Raw genomic sequence first — 19253 nt, forward strand, 5'->3', positions numbered from 1 at the left:
GCCCACCACTCCCCCGACCACTCCTCCGACCACGCCGCCCACCACTCCTCCGACCACCCCGCCACCATGCCTCCGAACCACCCCGAGCCGGCGCACCACAAGCCCCCGCACCACAAGCCGCCTCACCACAAGCCGCCGCAGCTGGCGCACACCGGCTCGGACGCGAAGCTCGGCCTGGCCGGCGGTGCCGCCGCGGCCATGGTGCTCGGCGGGACCCTGCTGGTCCGCCGTGCCCGTGCCACGCGGGACTGACCGGAGCGGCCTCCGGGCAGCGGTGACGAGCGGTAGGTCACCGGGCAGCAGATAGAGAAAGGGCGGGGTCCGCCGTCACAGCTCGGACTGTGACGGCGGACCCCGCCCCTTCGTCGTTCCCGCCCCTCCCGTCCCCGGTTCCGCTCGGGCCCGGGAGGGTCCCGTATCAGACCCGGGAGAGTCCCGCGCGGTCCAGGCAGGCCGCGACCTCGGCGGTCTCGGCCGCGTCCAGGCGGCGCATCGGCGGACTCACCGCGTTGGTGGCGATGATCCCGCGCAGCATCAGGGCCGTCTTGAACGCGCCGAGGCCGGCGGCGGTGGCGGACGCCGTGCCGGGGCGGGCCGCGCGGACGATGTCGAAGAGCCGGACGAGCCGGTCCTGTTCGGCCCTGGCGGCGGCCCAGTCGCCACGCACCGCGGCCTCGTGGAGGCGTACGTAGCCATGCGGATCGACGTTGCCGAGCCCGGGGACCGAGCCGTCGGCCCCGCCCAGCATCATCGCGTCCACGACCAGTTCGTGCCCGGTGAGCACGGAGAACTCCGGCAGGTCGCGGGACCCTATGACCAGGCGGCGGAAGGATCCGTCGTCGCCGCTGGAGTCCTTCACACCGGCCAGTACGCCGTCCGCGGCGAGCGGCAGCAGCAGTTCCGGGGTGAGCTTGCTGTGCACGCAGACCGGCACGTCGTACGCCAGGACCGGCCGGTCGAGGGCGGCGGCGACGTCACGGAAGTGGCGGTCGATCTCGGTGTCGTGGGTGCGGGTGTAGAACGGCGCGGTGACGACGACCGCGTCGGCGCCGAGCCCGACCGCGGCACGGCCCCGTTCGATCGCGCGGTCGGTGGTGGTCTCGATGGCTCCGACGAGCACCGGGACCTGGCCGGCGGAGACGGCCGTGACGATCTCGATGACCTCGTCCTGCCGGGCGGGCGTCAGATAGGCGGTCTCGCCGGAGCTGCCGAGGGCGAACAGGCCGCTGACGCCGCCGTCGAGGAGGTGCCCCACGACCCGTTCCAGGGACGGCCGGTCGATCTCGCCGTCCTCGGTGAGCGGGGTGACGACGGGCGGGATCACTCCGGAATGGCGCGGAGTTCGGGCGGTCATGCGGTGCTCCTTGCGAACGGTACGGGGGCCGGGTCCCCGGCGGGGGTCCCGGAGTGCTGGGGGTGGGCGCAGTGCCAGCGGTGCCCGTCCGGGCCGGTGGCCGGGGCGGGGAAGGCCGTGGCACAGGCGTCGTCCGCCTTCCAGCAGCGGGTGCGGAACGGGCAGCCGGTCGGCGGGTTGGTCGCCGAGGGGACCGGGCCGGTGAGCACGATCCGTTCGGTGGACTCCAGCAGGCTGGGGGTCGCCGAGAGCAGTGCCTCGGTGTACGGGTGCGCGGGGCTTCCGGCGACGTCCGCCGCGCGTCCCTCCTCGACGATCCGGCCGAGGTAGAGGACGGCGACGCGGTCGGCGAGGTAGCGCACGGTCTGGATGTCGTGCGAGATGAACACCATGCCGAGGCCGAGGCGTTCGCGCAGGTCGACGAGGAGGTTGAGGACCTGGGCGCGGACGGAGACGTCGAGCGCGGAGGTCGGCTCGTCGGCGACGATCAGCTCCGGTTCGAGGGCCAGGGCGCGGGCGATGGCGACGCGCTGGCGCTGGCCCCCGGAGAGCTGTCCGGGGAGGGCCGCGAGGGTGTGGCCGGGCAGGCCGACCAGGTCGAGGAGTTCCTCGACGCGGGTCTCGCGCTCCTCCCGGGTGCCCCGCCGGTGCACGTCGAGCGGATCGCGCAGGATCTGACGGACCGTGAGGCGCGGGTTGAGGGCGGTGGACGGGTCCTGGAAGACGACGCCGACGGCGGAGCCGAACTCGTCGCGGCGCCGGGCGCCGGGCATGTCCCACAGGTCCTCGTCGTGGAAGAGGACCCGGCCCTCGGTGGGCTTCTGGAGCCCGGTCAGTACGCGGGCGAGGGTGGACTTGCCGCAGCCGGACTCGCCGACCAGGCCGACGATCTCGCCCCGGCCGACCTCCAGGGTGGCGTCGGTGAGGGCGTGCACCGCGTCCCGGCGGAACACTCCGCCGCTGCGGGCCTTGTGGCGCACGTGGACGCCTTCGAGCCTGATCACAGGGCGCTCCCTTCCAGCTGCACGGTCTTCGCCGGGTGGTGGCAGGCGAAGGCGTGGTCGTTCGTGCCCTCGCCCGGGGCGAGCGCGGGCGGGGTCGTGCGGCAGAGTTCGGTGGCGGCGGCGCAGCGCGAGGCGAACCGGCAGCCGGTGCCGAAGCCCTGGGGCGCGGGGACGATGCCGCGGATCTGGTGCAGCCGTTCGGCGCCCGCCTCCAGGGAGACGACGGAGCCGAGGAGGCCGCGGCTGTAGTGGTGGGTGGGGCCGGTGAGTACGGAGCGGGTGGCGCCGATCTCGGCGAGGCGGCCCGCGTACATGACGGCGACGCGGTGCGAGAGGTCGCCGACGAGGGCCAGGTCGTGCGAGACGAGGACCATCGCGAAGCCGAGTTCGTCGCGCAACCGGACGAGGAGCTCGACGACCTGGGCCTGGACGGTGACGTCGAGGGCGGTGGTCGGCTCGTCGGCGATGAGCAGCCGGGGGTCGCGGGAGAGCGCCATGGCGATCAGGACGCGCTGGCGCTGGCCGCCGGAGAGCTCGTGCGGGTAGCTGCGCAGGGTGCGTTCGGGCGAGAGGCCGACGAGTTCGAGGAGTTCGGCGGGGGTCCGGGTGCCGCCGCGCGAGGTGAGCTGCTTGAGCTGGGTGCCGACGAGGACGGACGGGTTGAGGGAGGAGAGCGCGTCCTGGTAGACCATCGCGATCTCGGGGCCCATCAGGGCGCGGCGTTCCTTCGGCGACAGTTCCAGCAGGTTCCGGCCGCGGTAGCGGATCTCGCCGCTGACCTCTGCGTTGCGGGCGAGCAGGCCCATGACGGCGAGGCTGGTGATGGACTTGCCGCAGCCGGACTCGCCGACCAGGCCGAGGGTTTCGCCCTCGTGGACGGTGAAGTTCAGCGCGTCGACGACGGGGATGTCGCCGTAGCGGTCGGGGAAGCGGATGGCGAGGTCGCGGACGACGAGGAGTTCGGCGGCGTCCTCGCGCACCGGGGTGATGGTGGGTTCGGTGGCCCGGATCCGGTCGGCGAGCCGGGCGAGCGCGGCGTCGACGTCGGCGGAGGAGGCGGCCTCGACCGGGTCCGGGCCGGTGGCCGCGGCGGGATCGGCGGCGGGGCGGGCGCTCCTGGGCGCCGCGGAGGCGTCGGTGAGCCCCTCGGAGAGGATGTTCAGGGCGAGGACGGTGATCAGCAGGGCGAGGCCGGGGAAGAAGGTGGCCCACCAGCCGCCGGCCAGGAGGATCTGCCGGCCGTAGGCGAGGACGCTGCCCCAGCTGGGGTCGGGGTCCTGCACCCCGGCGCCGATGAAGGAGAGACTGGCCTCGAAGATGATCGCCTCGGCGACCATGACGGTGGCGAACACCATGACCGGGGCCATGCAGTTGACGGCGACGTGCCGCAGGACGATGTAGCCGCGTCGGGCGCCGATGACCTTCTCGGCCGCGACGTAGTCCTCGCCGTACTGGGACAGCACGTTGGCGCGGACGACGCGGGCCAGGGAGGGGGTGTAGACGAACGCGATGGTGAAGATGATCACCGGGACGCTGGTGCCGAAGACGGCGACGAGCACGGCGGCGAGCGCGATCGGCGGGAAGGACATGACGACGTCGAGGGTCCGCATCACGGACTCGTCGCCGAGCTTGCGGGAGGTGGCCGCCAGCGAGCCGAGCAGTGCCCCGGCGACCAGGGCCAGGGCGGTCGCGCCGAGGCCGATGACCAGCGAGTAGCGCGAGCCGTGCACGACCCGGGCGAAGACGTCGCGGCCGGCCCGGTCGGTGCCGAACCAGTGCTCCGCGCCGGGGGCCTGCACCGGGGTGCCGGTGGTCAGCGGGTCCTGGGTGAACAGCGGGGCGAACACTGCGCCGAGCACGACGACGATCAGTACGCCGAGGGCGATGCGGGAGGTGACCGGGAGGGAGCGGAACGCGATGCCCGGTCGGGACAGTTTGGTGGCCAGACGGCCGGTGGCGAACATGTCACACCGTCCTGATGCGCGGGTTGACCAGCAGGTAGAGCAGGTCGACGATGACGTTGACCACCAGGAACGCGATGGCGATGGTCAGTACGGTGCCCTGGACCAGGGCGACGTCGCCGCCGGTGACACCTTCGAGGATGAGCTTGCCCATGCCGGGCAGGTCGAAGATCGCTTCGATGACGACGGCTCCGCTGAGCATGTAGCCGACCTTGATGCCGAGCACGGTCAGCGGGGTGACGAGCGCGTTGCGCAGCACCGAGCGGATCACCAGGAGCGGCGGGAGTCCGTTGCCGCGGGCGGTGCGGACGTAGTCGCGGTCGAGTTCGGCGACCATCGCGGTCCGCACCAGGCGGGCGAGCGAGGCGGAGACGGGGAGCGCGAGGGAGATCGCGGGCAGCGTCATGGTGGTGAGCCAGCCGCCGAAGGAGTCGGCGGGGTTGGTGTAGCCGCCGGTCGGGAAGATCCGGGTGTTCAGGGCGAACTGCTGGATGAGCAGGACGCCGAGCCAGAACGACGGGATGGCGACCCCGGCCATGGAGACGACCCGGAACAGCTGGTCGGGCCAGCGGTCCCGGTACATCGCGCCGATCACGCCGGACACGACGGCCAGTACGACCGCGAGGGCCAGGCCGAGGAGGGTCAGCTGGAGGGTGAGCGGGAAGGCGGCCGTGATCCGGTCGACGACGGGCTGGCTGGGCGGGACGGTCGAGCCCAGGTCGAAGTGGAGCAGCTGCCCCAGGAAGTGGACGTACCGGACCGGGAGGGGGTCGTTGAGGCCGTTGGCCTCGGCGAAGGCCGCGCGGGCCTCGGGGGTGGCGCTCTCCCCGAGCGCGTTGAAGGCCGGGTCGACCGGCGAGAACTGCAGCACCACGAAGACGAGCAGCGCGATGCCGAGGATCATCACCGGCATCATCGCGACGCGGCGCAGCGCGAGCCGGAGAAAAGCAACCATCGTCGGGTTCCTTGCGGTTGGGCGGGCCGGGGTCTTCCGTCCGGGTCGAGGCCGGTCCGGGCGAAGGGCCCCGGTGGTCCGGGACACCTGGGTCGGGGGTGTCCCGGGCCTGGCGGGTCGGGCGGTCGGGCGGTCGGTCCGGGCCCGGCCGGTCAGGCGTGGCCGACGTCCAGGAAGGACAGGCCGGTGGTGGGCAGGGGCTTGAAGCCGGGCAGCGCCTTCTCGTTCCAGGCGGTGGGCAGCTTGCGGTGGAGGATCGGGTAGAGCGCGGCCTCGTCGGCGATCAGGTCGGTGACCTGGCCCCACAGTTCCTTGCGCCGGGCCTCGTCCCCGGCGCCGGCGGCCTGGTCGAGCAGTCGCTTGACCTGCTTGTAGGCGGCCGAGCCGCCCCAGCCGTAGCGCTTCTCGGGCCAGAAGCCGTAGTAGAACCAGCGCAGCAGGAGGTCGGCGTCGTTGCCGAAGACGGAGGGGTCGCCCGGGGCGACCAGGACCTCGAAGTCGCCCTTGTCGATCTTGGCGTACTGGGCCGGGGACTGGGCGATGTCGAGGGTGACCTCGACGCCCGCCGCCTTCCAGCTCTCCTTGAGCAGGGGGGCGATGTCCTTGACCCAGCCGGTGTCGGTGGTGAGGACGGTGAAGGAGAGGTTCTTGACGCCCGCTTCGGCGAGCAGTCGCTTCGCCTTCGCCACGTCGTGGGTGTAGACCGTGGCGGCCTTGCGGTAGTCGGGGTGGGTGGCGGGGACGTAGCCGGTGGCGGGTGCGGCGTTGCCGACCATGGCGGTGGAGATGATCTTCTCGGTGTCCAGGGCGTAGTGCAGTGCCTGGCGCACCCGCTTGTCGGCGAACCGCTTGTCGGCGGTGTTGAACATCAGGAAGAGCAGGCCGAAGGACTGCACGGACTCGGTCTTCACGGAGCCCGAGAGCCGCTTCACGTCGATGTAGGGAACGTCCTCGATGGCCTGGACGCGGCCCGACTCCATGGCGCTGACACGGGCCGACTGGTCGGACATCAGGCGCCAGATCATCTTCTTGGCCCTGGCGGGGTGGGCGCCGTTGTACTTGTCGTACGCCTCGAAGACGATCTTGTCCTCGCGGGTGGCCTCGACGAACCGGTAGGGCCCGGATCCGACCGGCTTGGCGTCGAACGCCTTCGGGTCCGGCTCGACGATCTTCCTCGGGACGATCCGGACCACGGCTATCCGGGACGGGAAGAGCGCGAAGGGGTGCTTGAGCTTGAACTCGACCGTGCTCGTGTCAACCGCCTTCACCGTGTCGACGAAGGGCACGAACTGGGCCATCAGCGAGGCGTTCTTCGGTTCCAGGACGCGTTCGAAGCTGAACACCACGTCGTCGGCGGTGACCGGCGAGCCGTCGTGGAAGGTGGCGCCCTCGCGGAGCGTGGCCCGGTAGGTGGTGGCGTTGATCTTCTTCGGCATCTCCGTGGCGAGCGCGGGGCGGGCCACGAGCGTCGCCGGGTCGAGGTCCACGAGGCCCTCGAAGATGTGCATGTTGGCGGCGTAGGGGGTGGCGCCGGAGGTGATCATGGGGTCGAAGCCGGTCGACAGGGGGTACGAGAGGCCGGCTTCGATGACGCCGTCCCCGTCGCCCTTGCCCGCCGCACCGTCGGCGGTCGAGGATGGTCCGCCGCAGGCGGAAAGGCTCGCCGTGATGGCGGCTGCCGCACCGACAGCACTGGCGTAACGCAGGAAGGTGCGGCGCTCGACACCGGCGGGTCTCAGCTCGGGCACGGGTCCTCCAGGGACATCGAAGGTGGGACGTGACTGCGTCGGACGGATCGGAGGCGCGTCGGGAACACGGGGTCGCGAAGGGCGTCGATCCACCGGCAAGGCATAAGACGTCAGATGTCTGATGCCTTGATAGCGTGGGAACGTAGCTTGACAATCGAGAGGGGTCAAGAGGTGGGGAGTTCACGCATGTCCGGTACGAAGCCCGGCCGACAGTTGCTCCGGCAGGAAGTCGTCGAGGGCATCAAGCGTTACATCCTGGACGAACGGCTCCGCCCCGGGGACCCGATGCCCACCGAGCCGGCCCTGTGCGAGGCGCTCGGCGCCAGCCGTTCCAGCGTGCGCGAGGCGGTCAAGATCCTCGACGCGCTGGACATCGTCGAGGTGCGTCACGGGCACGGCACCTACGTGGGGCGGCTGAGCCTGTCCGCCCTGGTGGAGAGCCTGACCTTCCGCGGACTGCTCTCCCCCGACGACGACTTCCAGGTGATGGCCGACCTGGTCGACGTGCGCGAGCTGTTCGAGCGCGGGATGGCCGACCGGATCGTCTCGCTGCTCAACGAGGAGCAGCTCGACAAACTGGACACGCTGGTCACCACCATGCGCGAGACCGGCGTCCGGGACGGCCACGGCTTCGTGGAGGCCGACCGGGCGTTCCACGAGCTGCTGGTGGCCCCGCTCGGCAACGAGCTGATCGGCCAGCTCTCGATGGCCTTCTGGGACGTGTACACGATCGTCGCGCCGCATCTCGACGGGTTCACGCAGGCCGACGAGATGGAGACGATCGCGGCGCACCAGAACATCGTGGACGCCGCGCGGGCGGACGACATCGTCGGTTTCATGAAGGCCCTGGGCGAGCACTACGCCCCGGTCAGGCGCCGGATCTCCGAGGCGCGGGCCCGCGACGCCGCCCGGGGCTGACTCCGCGCGTCCGGACCGGCCCCGCGTCGCCCGCCCCCTCCGGGCCTTCCCGAAGGAGCCGGGCACGGGGCCTCCCGTCCGGACCGGGCCGGGCTCGGCGCGGGCGGGAGCCCCCGGCCCCCTCGGCACCGAACCCGGTCCGGCGGGGGCCTTGACGCTCACCGCGAGCACTGCCTAGGGTCCGTGTGCCGCCAGGACATCTGACGTCTTCTGTCCTGCTGGTCGGCGTTCAGCTCCCGGTCGCACCCAGAAGGGCACCACCATGCCGTTGACGGATCTCCCGCTCGCGGACTGCCGCGCCTACCGGCCCGAACTGCCGGTTCCGGCCGACTTCGACGCCTTCTGGTCGCGCACGCCGGGCCCGGCACCGCGGGAGGAGCCGGTGTACACGCCCGTCGACGCCGGGCTCCCCCGCATCCGTACGTACGACGTGTCGCTGCCGGGCTTCGCCGGGCGGCCGGTGCGCGGCTGGCTGCGGCTGCCGGCCGGGGCCACCGAACCGCTCGGCTGCGTCGTGGAGTTCCTGGGGTACGGGCGCGGGCGCGGCCTCGCCCACGAGAACCTCCTCTGGGCGTCCGCCGGACACGCGCACCTGATCATGGACACCCGGGGCCAGGGCTGGTCGGCGGCACCGGGCACCACCGCCGACACCGACGCCGGGGCGGCCGGCACCGTCCCCGGCTTCCTCACCCGCGGCATCGAGAGCCCCGAGACGTACTACTACCGGCGGGTGTTCGCCGACGCGGTGCGCTGCGTGGAGGCGATGCGCGCCCATCCCGGGATCGATCCGGACCGGATCGTCGTCACCGGGGTCAGCCAGGGCGGCGGCATCGCGCTGGCGGTGGCCGGGCTGGTGCCGGGGCTGGCCGGAGTGATGCCGGACGTACCGTTCCTCTGCAACTTCCGGCGGGCCGCCGAGATCTCGGGCCGGCCGCCGTACACCGAGATCACCGAGTACCTGAGGCTCCACCGCGACCGCGTCGAAACGGCGTTCACCACGCTGTCGTACTTCGACGCCGCGCTGCTCGCCACCCGCGCCACCGCTCCCGCACTGTTCTCCATCGCGATGATGGACGACATCTGCCCGCCCTCCACCTGCTTCACCGCCTACAACCACTACGCGGGCCCCAAGGACGTCCGGGTCTACGAGTTCAACGGGCACGAGGGCGGCACGGCACACCATCAGCGGGAGCAACTGGCCTGGGTGCGTTCCCTGTTCGCGGGCCCGCCGTCGGGGCGGGCCGAACACTCCTGACCGGAGGCTCTTCCGTGCGCAGACGCTCCATGCTCCTCGCCGCCGGCACGGCGGCCCTGGGTTCCCGGCTCGGCGGCCGCGCCTTCGCCGCCCCGGGCGGCGGCCCGCTCCTGGACCACGACACACCGGTGGACCTGGACGGCACCGAGTACGTCGACCTGTCGGACCGGGTCGGCGCACTCGCATCGCTCGTCACCGGGACCGTCCTCGTCACCTTCCGCACCACCAGCCACAACGAGGCGATGACCCTGTTCAGCGCCTCGGACCCGACCGTCCCCTCCTCCAACATCACCCTGAACCTGTCCCGCGGCGCCCTCCGGTTCTCGGCCCGGAACAAGGGCACGGTGCTCATCGACGTCGTGACCCGGACGCGCTACGACGACGGCCTCCCGCACACCGTCGCCGTCACCGTCGGCCCCTCCGGCACCCGGCTCCACGCCGGTGGGCGCATGGTGTTCGAGACGGCGCGGCGCGCCTTCCTCGGCGACGTCCCCGGGCTGGGCGCCATGGCCCTGGGCCGCAACCTGGACAGCGACCACCCCGGCGGCGAGTGGTTCTGCACCGGCACGATCGAACGGGCCGCGGTGTGGGACCGGGTGCTCGGCGAGTCCGAACTGGTCGCGCAGAGCCCCCGTCCCGACCCCGCCGACCTGGGTCGGATCTCCGTGATCCTCAACAGCGACACGCCCGCCACCTGGGTGCTCACCGGTGACAGCATCACCCACGGCGCCCTGCACACCGACGGCTGGCGCAGCTACCCGGAGCACTGGACGGAGCGGGTCCGCTGGGAGCTGGGCAAGCCGAAGAACCGCGACTTCGTGATCGACACCGGCGTGAGCGGGGCCACCGGCGCCGAACTCGTCGCCGGCTTCGCGGAGCGGGTCGCCGCCTTCTCGCCGGAGGTCGTCTCGATCATGATCGGTACGAACGACATCGCGACCCCGGGGCTCGGCCCGGAGGCCTACCGGGCCAACCTCGTCTCGCTCGTGCGCTCGGTGCGCGCCCTGCCCGGCTCGCCGGTCCCGGTGCTCCAGTCGCCCAATCCGGTCGATCCGGCCAAGTGGCCCGGCCGGGTGGGACTTTCGCGGTACGCGCAGGTCATGGGCGAGGTCGCGGCGCAGCAGAACGCCGTCTTCGTCGACCACCACACCGACTGGACGGGCGACGGGCAGGTCCCGCTCGCCCTGCTCAACGACGGGCTCCACCCCAACAACCGGGGCCACCACCGCCTCGCCCTGAAGATGTTCAAGGACTTGCGGGTCTTCGACCGGGACAGCCGGGTCTGCTCCCTGCGCGTCCCGTAGAACACGTCCCGAACACGCCCGGGGCGCGTCCCCGGCCGGTCCGGAACACACCCGCGCACGCCCAAAGCGCGTCCGGCCCCGTCCGGAACGCGTGCCGGGTGTGTCCGGAGCACGCCCGCCGGAGGCCGCCGGTCCCGCCGGGCACTCCCCCGATCCTCCGCCCTTCCCAGAAGCACCACCCCTTCCGAGAAGAGAGATCACCCATGCAGCGAAAAGCCCCCCTCGCCCTGCTCGCCGCCGCCCTGCTGGTCGCCACCGCGGCCGGCACCGCCCACGGCGCCACCGCCCCCGCCCCGGGCCAACTGACCTTCCAGGACCTGACCGTCGACGGGGTGGGCTCGCCCCACTACCGCATCCCGGCGCTCACCACCTCGGTCGGGGGCACGGTCCTCGCGGCCTACGACGCCCGGCCCACCCTGGGCGACCTGCCGGGCAACATCTCCGTCGTACTGCGCCGCAGCACCGACGGGGGCGTCACCTGGCAGCCGCAGCAGGTGGTCCGCAAGGACGCCGCGCCCAAGGGGTACGGCGACCCCAGTCTCCTCGTCGACCGGGAGACCGGCCGGATCTTCCTCTTCTACGCGGCCTCGGTGAACCAGGGCTTCTTCGGCTCGGGCACCGGCAACGACGAGAACGACCCGAACGTCCTCCAGGCCGACTACAGCTACTCCGACGACGACGGGCTGACCTGGACCCACCGCCGCATCACCAAGCAGATCAAGAACCCGGCCTGGGCGGGCATGTTCGCCGCCTCCGGGGAGGGCATCCAGCTGCGGCACGGCGCGTACAAGGGGCGGCTGATCCAGCAGTACGCCGTCCGCATCGACGGCGCCAACCACGCGGCCAGCGCCTACAGCGACGACCACGGCGAGACCTGGAAGATGGGCAACCCGGTCGGGCCCGGCGGCGACGAGAACAAGACCGTGGAGCTCTCGGACGGCAGGGTCATGCTCAACAACCGTTCGAAGCCGTACCGGACGATCGCGTACTCCACCGACGGCGGCGTCAACTACACCCCGTTCGTCCAGGACACCCGGCTCGCCGACCCGGCGAACAACGCCTCGGTGATGCGTTACGCCCCCGACGCCCCGCCGTCGGACCCGCAGTCGTCGTGGCTGCTGTTCAGCAACACCGAGGACGCGTCGGCGCGGCGGAACCTGACGGTGAAGATGTCCTGCGACAACGGGAAGTCCTGGCCGATCAGGAAGGTCGTCGACCCGGGCTCCGCCGCCTACTCGACGCTGACCCGGCTGCCCGGCGGCCGCCTCGGGCTGCTCTACGAGCGGGCCGACTACCAGCACATCACGTACGCGTCCTTCGACCTGAAGTGGCTGGGCGGCACCTGCGCCGACATCACCATCACCCCGCCGGCCACCCTGAAGGCGGGGACGGCCGCGGAGGTGACGGTCCGCGTCGTCAACCGGATGGACGTACGACGCGCGGCCGGCACGGTCGATCTGACCGTACCGGCGGGCTGGACGGCGCAGCAGCGGAGCATTCCCGCGCTGAACCCGGGCCAGGGCGCCAACATCAAGGTCCCGGTCACCGTGGCGGCGGGGGCCTCGGGGAACGCCGCCCTCACCGCGACGTACCGCACGATGGGCCTCCAGGCGTCCGGCGGCGGGACGGTGACGGTCACTCCGTGACCGGACGGCGCCCCGGTCCGTGCGATCGGGGCGCACACCGTCTCCCAGAGGTCGCGTGCGCCCCGGGCGACGCCGTACGCCCCGGGGTGCACGCCGCGTGTCCCCCGTCCCGGCCCCGGGCGGGTGCGACGATGAGGGCGGTCGGCACCTCGCGGGCGTCGGGACGGGCGGTGGATCGGTGGCGGTGACGGGTTTGCGCATCGGGGTGGTCGGCGGCAGCATCGCCGGCTGCGCCATGGCGATCGCGGCGGGGCGGGCCGGGGCGGAGGTCACCGTCCACGAGCGCAGCGACGGCGCGTTGCAGGAGCGGGGCTTCGGGATCGTCATGCCGCCCCCGCTCCACCGGGAGCTGGTGGCCGGCGGTTATCTGGGCGCGGACATGCCGACGGTCCCGGTCGCCGACCGCGTCTGGCTCACCCGGGCCCCGGGCGGGCGGTCCTCGCGCGAGCTGGCCCGCCAGCGGTCCCCGGTGGCCGCGTGCAACTGGGGGCTGCTGTGGCGGGCGTTGCGCGGGCGGATCGGAAAGGGCGTGTACCGCCGCGGACTGCCCGTCGAGTCCGTCGGCCGGACCTCCTCGGGCCGTGCCCTGATCCGTACCGGGGACGGGGAGCGGGAGTACGACATCGTGGTGGGGGCGGACGGGCACCGGTCCGTCACCCGCGCCCTGGTGGCCCCGGACGTCCGGCCGGTGCCCGCCGGGTATCTGGCGTGGCGGGGCACGGTCCCGCTGGACGTGCTCCGCGACCACCCGGGGCCACTGGAACTGCTGCGGACCGCCTGGGTCACCCTGGGGTTCTCCGGCGGGCACGCCGTCTTCTATCTGATTCCGGGCCCGGTGCCCGGCTCGCGGCTGCTGGCCCATGTCGTCTACGGGTCCGCCCCGGGACCGGCCGGTGCGCGGGAGCCGGTGCCCGTCGAGTACGTGCGCGACCTGGCCGAGGAGCACTTCCCGGCGGAGTGGGCCGACATCGTCACCCGCGGTGAGCACGGGACGCATGCCCTCCATCAGGTCGCCGACTTCGTGACACCGCGCGTCGCCGAGCCGCCGTTCCTGCTGGCGGGCGACGCGGCGAGCGTCACCAGACCGCACACGGCCAGCGGCGCGGTCAAGGCGCTGCAGGACGCGCTGTGCCTGGAACGGGCCCTGCGCGCCGAGGTCCCGGTGGCCGAGGCGCTGCGCCGGTACGCCGACGAGCGCACCGCCGAGGGGACCCGGCTGGTGGAGCTGGGCCGTCGGCTGGGGCGCGATCTGGTCGAGCGCACGCCCGACTGGGCGACGATGGGGCCCGCCGAGGTGGAGGCGTGGAGCCGGGCCTCGCTGAACGGCGACCGGAGTTATCTGTACGGCGGCGTGCACCGGGCATAGCCGTCCGGCCGCCGGGACCGGTTCCCGGCGGCCGGTGTCCGCGCCCGGTGCGCCCGGCTCCCGGCCGCGGCCCACGGGGGCCGCGGCCGGGAGCCGGTGTCTCAGTGGCCGGAGCGCGCGGCCCCGGCCACCGCGGCGGTCAGTTCGGCCATGTCCACGACCCGGTCGGCGGCCTCCGCCACGGCCGGGTCGTGAGTGGCCACGACCGTGACGCAGTCGTCCTGGCGGGTGCGTTCGGCGAGGAGCGCGGCCAGTTCGCCGGCCTGCGACCGGTCGACGGCCGCGGTCGGTTCGTCGACCAGCAGGAGCTTCGGGGAGCGGAAGAGCGCGCGGGCCAGGGCGACGCGCTGGCGTTCGCCGCCGGAGAGCTGGTCGGGCCGGTGGCGCAGCCGGTGGCCGAGACCGACCCGGGTCAGCGCCTCCTCGGCACGGGCCCGGTGGGCGCGGGGCCGTTCGCCGCCGATGTACGCGGCGGCCAGCAGCTGCTCGACGGCGGGCAGTCCGGAGAGCAGGTTGCCGCTCTGGAACATGTAGCCGATGCGTTCCCTGCGCACCTTGGCGCGTCCCCGGTCGGAGAGCACGGCGAGGTCGTCGCCGTCCAGCAGGACCTGCCCGGAGTCGGGCCGCAGCAGCGCCCCGGCGACGGCCAGCAGGGTGGACTTGCCGGAGCCCGAGGGGCCGACGAGCGCGGTGGTGCGGCCGGCCTCGAAGGTGACGTCGAGGCCGTCGAGGACGGTGGTACGGGTGTCGGTGCGGCCGAACCCGACGGTGACGGAGATCAGTTCGAGGCTCATCGGTTGGCTCCCAGCATGGTCAGGGGGTCGGCGCGGGTGACCCGGCGCAGGGTCAGCGCGGTGCCCGCGAGGCCGACGACCGCGACGGTGCACATGGTGGTGGCGAGAGTGGTGGCGGGCAGGCTGAACGGCACCTTCTCGCCGACCAGGAGCCCGACCGCCCCGGCGAGTACGGCGCCCGCGGCGGTGCCGAGGACGACGACCAGGCCCGCCTGGAGCACGGTGTGGGCGAGCAGCTTCCGCCGGGAGGCGCCGAGCGCGCGCAGCAGGGCGAGTTCGGGCTGGCGCTGCACGGTCCACACGGCGAAGAAGGCGCCGACCACCAGGGGTGCGATCAGGTAGAGGAAGACCTGGATCGAGGTCATGGTGACGCGTTCGCCGGTGTAGCCCGGGGCCGCCTCGTACGCCTTCTCCTTGGTGAGGGTGGTGGTGGAGTGGCGTTCGTCGAGGGTGGCGGCCGAGGTGCCCGGCGCGGTGCTCAGGGCCAGCGCGCTGAACTGGTCGGGAATCGCCGCGGTGGCGGAGGCGGGGGCGCCGGGGGTGCTGAACCGGATGCGCTGCCAGGTCTTCAGCGGGACGTAGGCGGCGGGCACGTGCCCGTAGCTGAGGCGTTCGGTCAGGCCGACGACGCGCAGTTCGATGCCCAGCCGGTCGATGACGAGGGTGTCGCCGACGCGCACTCCCTCGTCGGCGAGTTTCGCGGAGATCACGATGCTGTCCGCTCCGGCGCCCGCGAGGCCCTCGCCCCGGGTGACGGACGGGGCGAGGAAGGAGTCGGGCTCGATGCCGAAGGCGGCGAGGTCGACCTCGGCGCCCCGGTCCGTCGTGCCGCGGGTGATGGAGACGCCCAGCGGTGCGGTGTCGGTGCCCGCGTCCTTCCGCCAGGCGTCGGCGGTCTCCTCGTCGAGGAGGCTGCGGGCGAACTGGTCGGACCGGGCGTCGGAGGAGAAGACGAACTGCGCGGCCGGGAGGCGGCGCAGCGCGGAGATGGTGTCGTCGCCGAGGCCGGTGGTGAAGCCGGAGACGATGCCGACGAGTGCGGCGACGAGCACCACGACGGACCCCATGAGCAGGAAGCGCCCTCGGGCGGCACGCAGCTCCAGCAGTGCGAGGAACACGGCGGTTCCCTTCGGTGGATCGATGTTAGGGACGGTGTGTCGCCAACATAGATGATGGCGACACACCGTCTCCAACTGGGGGTCGACCGGTGGGTCCGGCCTCCTACACTGGGCGCGTGCCCCGGATCAGTGCCGCCACGGTCGTCGAGCACCACGCCCAGCAGCGACTGGCCCTGGTGCGGGCGGCGCGCGCACTGCTGGAGGAGGGCGACGCCGAGGCCGTGACCTTCGCGGCGGTCGCCAGGGCCACCGGCCTGGCCCGCAACAGCGTGTACAAGTACTTCCCGGGCCGCCCCGAGCTGCTCGCCGCGGTCGTCGAGGACGCGATGCCGCGCTGGACGGACGCCATCCGGGCGGGCATGTCGGCGGCGGGCACACCGGAGGAGAAGATCGCGGCGTACGTGTCGTCCCAGCTGGATCTGGTGCGGAGCGGGGAGCACCGGCTCGCCCAGGCCCTCGCCGGGGTCCGGGACGCGGCGGTGGTGCGGGAGAGCGCGGCACGGGTCCACCGGGAGCTGCTCACCCCGCTGATCGGCGCGCTCACCGAGCTGGGCGAGGAGGACCCCCGGCGCACGGCGCTGCTGCTGCAGGGGATCGTCAACGCCGCCACGACGGCGATCGAGTCGGGCGACGACCACGCGGCGGTGGCGGACCGGGCGGTGCGGATGGCGGTCGCGGCGGTCGTCGGAGCGGACCGGCCGGCGGACTGACGGACGAACCGACGGATCCACGACCGGCGGGGCAGGGGCGGCGGACCGACGGGCCGATGGCCGATGGGCCGATGGGCCGATCCGGCGGCCGGGGACTCACGCGCCGCCCGGCACGACGGGCGGCGCTACGGGCGGCGCTACGGGCGGCGCGGCTCCAGGCGGGCGCGGATGCCGTCGAAGTGGGTGCGCATGGCGCGTACCGCGCGCTCGCCGTCGGCCGCCGCCACCGCCTCGACGATCTCGTGGTGCTGGGCGCAGGTGACCGCCGGGTCCTGATGGCCGTCGTCGAGGTCCTCGCGCACCCGGTCCATGGCCGCCCAGAAGGCGTCGAGCACCTCGCTGAGCAGGTGGTTGTCGAGCGAGGCGTAGAGCGCGAGATGGAAGGCCCGGTCCGTGCCGCGCGCCACCCGCCCGCCGGCGCGGGCCTCGGCCCCCATCTCCGCCGCGAGGCCGCGCAGCACGTCGAGGTCCCCGTCCGGGATGCCGGCCGCGACGGCGCCGATCAGCCCCGTCTCCAACGCCTCGCGCACCTTCATCAGTTCGAGCAGCCCCGGCTCGCCCCGCCGGTGGCGGACGGCCGCCCGGAAGGCGAGCCCCTCGGCGAAGGGCGAGAGCGACAGCGAACCGACGAAGGTTCCGGAGCCCCGGCGGATCTCCACGACGTTCATGGCCTGGAGCCCCTTCAACGCCTCCCGCACCGACACCCGGCCGACGCCGAAGAGCTCCATCAACTCCGCCTCGGTCGGCAGCGCGTCACCGGGGGCGAGCCTGCGTTCCAGGATCAGTTCCTTGAGCCGGCGCTCCAGGTCCTGGGCCACGGTGGGGCGTGTCACAACGTCCTCCTGCGCTTCGACTGCCCCTTGACCGGTCGCAGGAGCATCTGTTTAAGGTGAGCCAGACATAGGACATCTTACGTCTCATGTCGCGTTCCACGGAATCCTCGGTGCCGTGGAACGACGCCCCCACCGAGCTGGAGAGCCCTCACCATGTCCCTGACCACACCGCTGCGCGGCGTCGTCCCGCCGGTCTGCACCCCGCTCGACTCCCGGGGGGAGGTCGACACCGCCTCCCTCGCCCGGCTCGTCGAGCACCTCGTGGACGGCGGGGTGCACGGGCTGTTCGCGCTCGGCTCCACCAGCGAGGTCGCGTACCTCACCGACGAGCAGCGCGCCACGGCGCTGCGGACGGTGGTCGAGACGGCCGCCGGCCGGGTTCCGGTGCTGGCCGGTGTCATCGACACCACCACCGCGCGCGTGATCCACCACGCCCGGGCCGCCGCCGCGCTCGGCGCGGACGCCCTGGTCGCCACCGCGCCGTTCTACACCCGGACCCACCCCGCGGAGATCGCCGGACACTTCCGGAGGCTGCGCGCGACGGTGGACCTGCCGCTGTTCGCGTACGACATCCCGGTCGCGGTGCACAGCAAGCTGTCCGCCGCGCTGGTGCGCGAACTCGCCGAGGACGGCACCCTGGCCGGTCTCAAGGACAGCAGCGGGGACGAGGGCGGGCTGCGCAGGCTGCTCGTCGAACTGGGCGGCCGGGGCGGCCGCGGCGTGGGCCCGGCGCCGGAGTTCAGTGTGCTCACCGGCTCCGAACTCACGGTGGACGCCGCCCTGTTGGCCGGGGCCGACGGGGTCGTGCCGGGCATCGGCAACGTGGACCCGGCCGGGTACGTCCGGCTGTACGAGGCCACCCTGGCCGGGGACTGGACGCTCGCCGCTCAGGAGCAGGAGCGGCTCGTGGAGCTGTTCGGCATGGTCGACGCCGGGCCGGAGGCGGACATGGGCCGCAGCTCCTCGGCGCTCGGCTCGTTCAAGGCGGCGCTCCGTCTGCTCGGTGTCATCGAGTGCGGCGCCACGGCCTTCCCGCAGATCCCGCTGAGCGCCGAGTCGGTCGCCGAGGTCGGCCGGTACCTGCGCGCCGCCGGCCTGTCCCCGGTCCGATGAGCGCCTCCTCCCGCCCGGTGCCCGAAGGAGCGGCGCCGGGCCCCGGGACGGGGGCGGCGGTGATCGGGCTCGATCTCGGCGGTACGAAGATCGCCGCCGCGCTCTTCGCCGCCGACGGCACGGTCCTGGCCCGGCACACCCGGCCGACCCCGGCCGGGGACGGCGCGTCGGCGGTGCTGGACGCGCTCGCCGGGGCCGCCGCCGCCGTCGACCCCGGGCGGCTGGCCACGGCGCTCGGCATCGCGGCGGCCGGGGTCGTCGATCCCCGTACCGGCCTGGTCACCAGCGCCACCGACACCATCCGCGGCTGGGCCGGCACCGCGCTGGGCAGCGGCCTCGCGGACCGCACCGGCTACCCGGTGGCCTGCGACAACGACGTACGTGCCACCGCCGGTCCGGAGCTGGCGGCACTGACCGCCCCGGGGACGGACCACGCGCCGTCCGAGCCGGAACCCCCGCACGGAACGGCACCGACCGGGCACGATCCGGCCGGGCGCGGATCGTCCGGCGCGCGCCGGACGGCGTCGGGGGCACGGCGCGCGGGCGGCGGGTCGCTGCTGTTCGTGGCCGTCGGCACGGGCGTGGGCGGCGCGATCGCCGTCGACGGGCGGATGCTGCACGGCGCGTCCGGCATCGCCGGGCACCTGGGCCATCTGCCGAGCCCCGCGGCGGCCGGACTGCCCTGCACCTGCGGCGCCACCGGGCACCTGGAGGTCATCGCCTCCGGCCCCGGCATCGCCGCCCACTACGAGCGGCTGACCGGCGCCCCCGTCGACCGGCTCGAAACCGTCGCGGCCCGTGCCGCGCGGGGCGACGACCACGCCGTCCGCGCCATCACCGTCGGCGCGGCCGCCACCGGGCGCGCGCTCGGCGGACTCGCCAACGCCCTCGGGCCCGACCGGGTCGTCGTCGGCGGCGGAGTCCCCCGCATCGGCCCGCTGTACGGGGACGCGCTGACCGCCGCCTTCGTCCCGGAACTGATGCCACCGCTGCGCGGGCTCCGGCCCGAGCCGCCGCGGTTCGGCGCCGACGCGGCCGTACGTGGCGCCGCCGCCCTCACCACCACCCTTCCCCTCCACCGACCGGGAGCCGACCGATGACCGCACAGGACCCGACCGCTGCGCAGGAAACGACGGACGCCCCGTCCCCCGCCCCGGAGCGAGTCGGCCAGTTC

16 protein-coding genes and 1 pseudogene are annotated in these 19253 nt (G+C 73.4%); 9 read left to right on the forward strand and 8 right to left on the reverse strand.

Translation table 11 applies throughout. The features are described 5' to 3' along the window. Nucleotides 1-252: pseudogene (locus EAO76_RS47080) on the forward strand (peptidase); the annotation flags it as partial. Nucleotides 253-418: 166 nt separating this feature from the next. Here the strand turns inward: EAO76_RS47080 and EAO76_RS42085 are convergent. The 5 genes from EAO76_RS42085 to EAO76_RS42105 all read right to left on the reverse strand — a co-directional run bounded on the left by EAO76_RS42085 (nt 419) and on the right by EAO76_RS42105 (nt 7022). Further along, on the reverse strand, nt 419-1354 hold the full coding sequence (locus EAO76_RS42085) for a dihydrodipicolinate synthase family protein (RefSeq protein WP_148841498.1): 936 nt from the start codon (nt 1352-1354) through the stop codon (nt 419-421). Then, nucleotides 1351-2358 carry an ABC transporter ATP-binding protein gene (locus tag EAO76_RS42090; RefSeq protein ID WP_148841499.1) on the reverse strand — a complete coding sequence of 336 codons (1008 nt, stop codon included), beginning with the start codon at nt 2356-2358 and terminating at the stop codon, nt 1351-1353. The genes EAO76_RS42085 and EAO76_RS42090 overlap by 4 nt, the downstream gene beginning before the upstream one ends. Next, a complete protein-coding gene (locus EAO76_RS42095; protein WP_148841500.1) occupies nt 2355-4322 on the reverse strand; it encodes a dipeptide/oligopeptide/nickel ABC transporter permease/ATP-binding protein in 1968 nt (655 codons plus the stop codon). Before EAO76_RS42095 ends, EAO76_RS42090 begins: the two co-directional genes overlap by 4 nt. Before the next feature lies 1 nt (nt 4323). Continuing rightward, complete coding sequence (locus tag EAO76_RS42100; RefSeq protein ID WP_148841501.1) at nt 4324-5274, reverse strand: ABC transporter permease; 951 nt, start codon at nt 5272-5274, stop codon at nt 4324-4326. 152 nt (nt 5275-5426) lie between these two features. Then, a complete protein-coding gene (locus tag EAO76_RS42105; RefSeq protein WP_148841502.1) occupies nt 5427-7022 on the reverse strand; it encodes an ABC transporter substrate-binding protein in 1596 nt (531 codons plus the stop codon). A gap of 186 nt (nt 7023-7208) precedes the next feature. Between EAO76_RS42105 and EAO76_RS42110 the strand changes: the two genes are divergently transcribed. The 5 genes from EAO76_RS42110 (at nt 7209) to EAO76_RS42130 (ending at nt 13511) form a co-directional block, all read left to right on the forward strand. Beyond that, nucleotides 7209-7940, forward strand: a complete 732-nt coding sequence (locus EAO76_RS42110) for a FadR/GntR family transcriptional regulator (RefSeq protein WP_148841503.1) — start codon at nt 7209-7211, stop codon at nt 7938-7940. Between the two features lie 262 nt (nt 7941-8202). Beyond that, a complete protein-coding gene (locus tag EAO76_RS42115) occupies nt 8203-9195 on the forward strand; it encodes an acetylxylan esterase (protein WP_148841504.1) in 993 nt (330 codons plus the stop codon). A 14-nt stretch (nt 9196-9209) separates the two neighbouring features. Continuing rightward, entirely contained in the window at nt 9210-10499 is a 1290-nt protein-coding gene (locus EAO76_RS42120) for a GDSL-type esterase/lipase family protein (protein WP_262376215.1), read from the forward strand. A gap of 203 nt (nt 10500-10702) precedes the next feature. Next, the gene (locus EAO76_RS42125; protein WP_148841505.1) at nt 10703-12145 is read left to right on the forward strand and encodes an exo-alpha-sialidase; all 1443 of its coding nucleotides are present in this window, start codon (nt 10703-10705) and stop codon (nt 12143-12145) included. Nucleotides 12146-12329: 184 nt separating this feature from the next. After that, nucleotides 12330-13511 carry an FAD-dependent monooxygenase gene (locus EAO76_RS42130; protein ID WP_262376216.1) on the forward strand — a complete coding sequence of 394 codons (1182 nt, stop codon included), beginning with the start codon at nt 12330-12332 and terminating at the stop codon, nt 13509-13511. Between the two features lie 101 nt (nt 13512-13612). On the opposite strand, the gene EAO76_RS42135 is transcribed toward EAO76_RS42130, so the two are convergent. Together EAO76_RS42135 and EAO76_RS42140 are read right to left on the reverse strand one after the other, a co-directional pair. Then, nucleotides 13613-14305, reverse strand: a complete 693-nt coding sequence (locus tag EAO76_RS42135; protein WP_148841506.1) for an ABC transporter ATP-binding protein — start codon at nt 14303-14305, stop codon at nt 13613-13615. After that, entirely contained in the window at nt 14302-15423 is a 1122-nt protein-coding gene (locus EAO76_RS42140; protein WP_148841507.1) for an ABC transporter permease, read from the reverse strand. Before EAO76_RS42140 ends, EAO76_RS42135 begins: the two co-directional genes overlap by 4 nt. A gap of 116 nt (nt 15424-15539) precedes the next feature. Here EAO76_RS42140 and EAO76_RS42145 point away from each other — a divergent pair, with 116 nt between their 5' ends. Further along, on the forward strand, nt 15540-16133 hold the full coding sequence (locus EAO76_RS42145; RefSeq protein ID WP_148841508.1) for a TetR/AcrR family transcriptional regulator: 594 nt from the start codon (nt 15540-15542) through the stop codon (nt 16131-16133). 137 nt (nt 16134-16270) lie between these two features. Here the strand turns inward: EAO76_RS42145 and EAO76_RS42150 are convergent, their stop codons facing one another. Continuing rightward, the gene (locus tag EAO76_RS42150; protein WP_148841509.1) at nt 16271-16966 is read right to left on the reverse strand and encodes a FadR/GntR family transcriptional regulator; all 696 of its coding nucleotides are present in this window, start codon (nt 16964-16966) and stop codon (nt 16271-16273) included. A 153-nt stretch (nt 16967-17119) separates the two neighbouring features. On the opposite strand from EAO76_RS42150, the gene EAO76_RS42155 reads away from it, so the two are divergent. Continuing rightward, nucleotides 17120-18079, forward strand: a complete 960-nt coding sequence (locus tag EAO76_RS42155) for a dihydrodipicolinate synthase family protein (protein WP_148841510.1) — start codon at nt 17120-17122, stop codon at nt 18077-18079. After that, nucleotides 18076-19179 carry an ROK family protein gene (locus EAO76_RS42160; protein WP_148841511.1) on the forward strand — a complete coding sequence of 368 codons (1104 nt, stop codon included), beginning with the start codon at nt 18076-18078 and terminating at the stop codon, nt 19177-19179. Before EAO76_RS42155 ends, EAO76_RS42160 begins: the two co-directional genes overlap by 4 nt. The last annotated feature ends 74 nt before the right edge of the window (nt 19180-19253 follow it).

Origin of the sequence: Streptomyces sp. sk2.1 (assembly GCF_008120935.1) — a bacterium.
GTDB lineage: Bacteria > Actinomycetota > Actinomycetes > Streptomycetales > Streptomycetaceae > Streptomyces.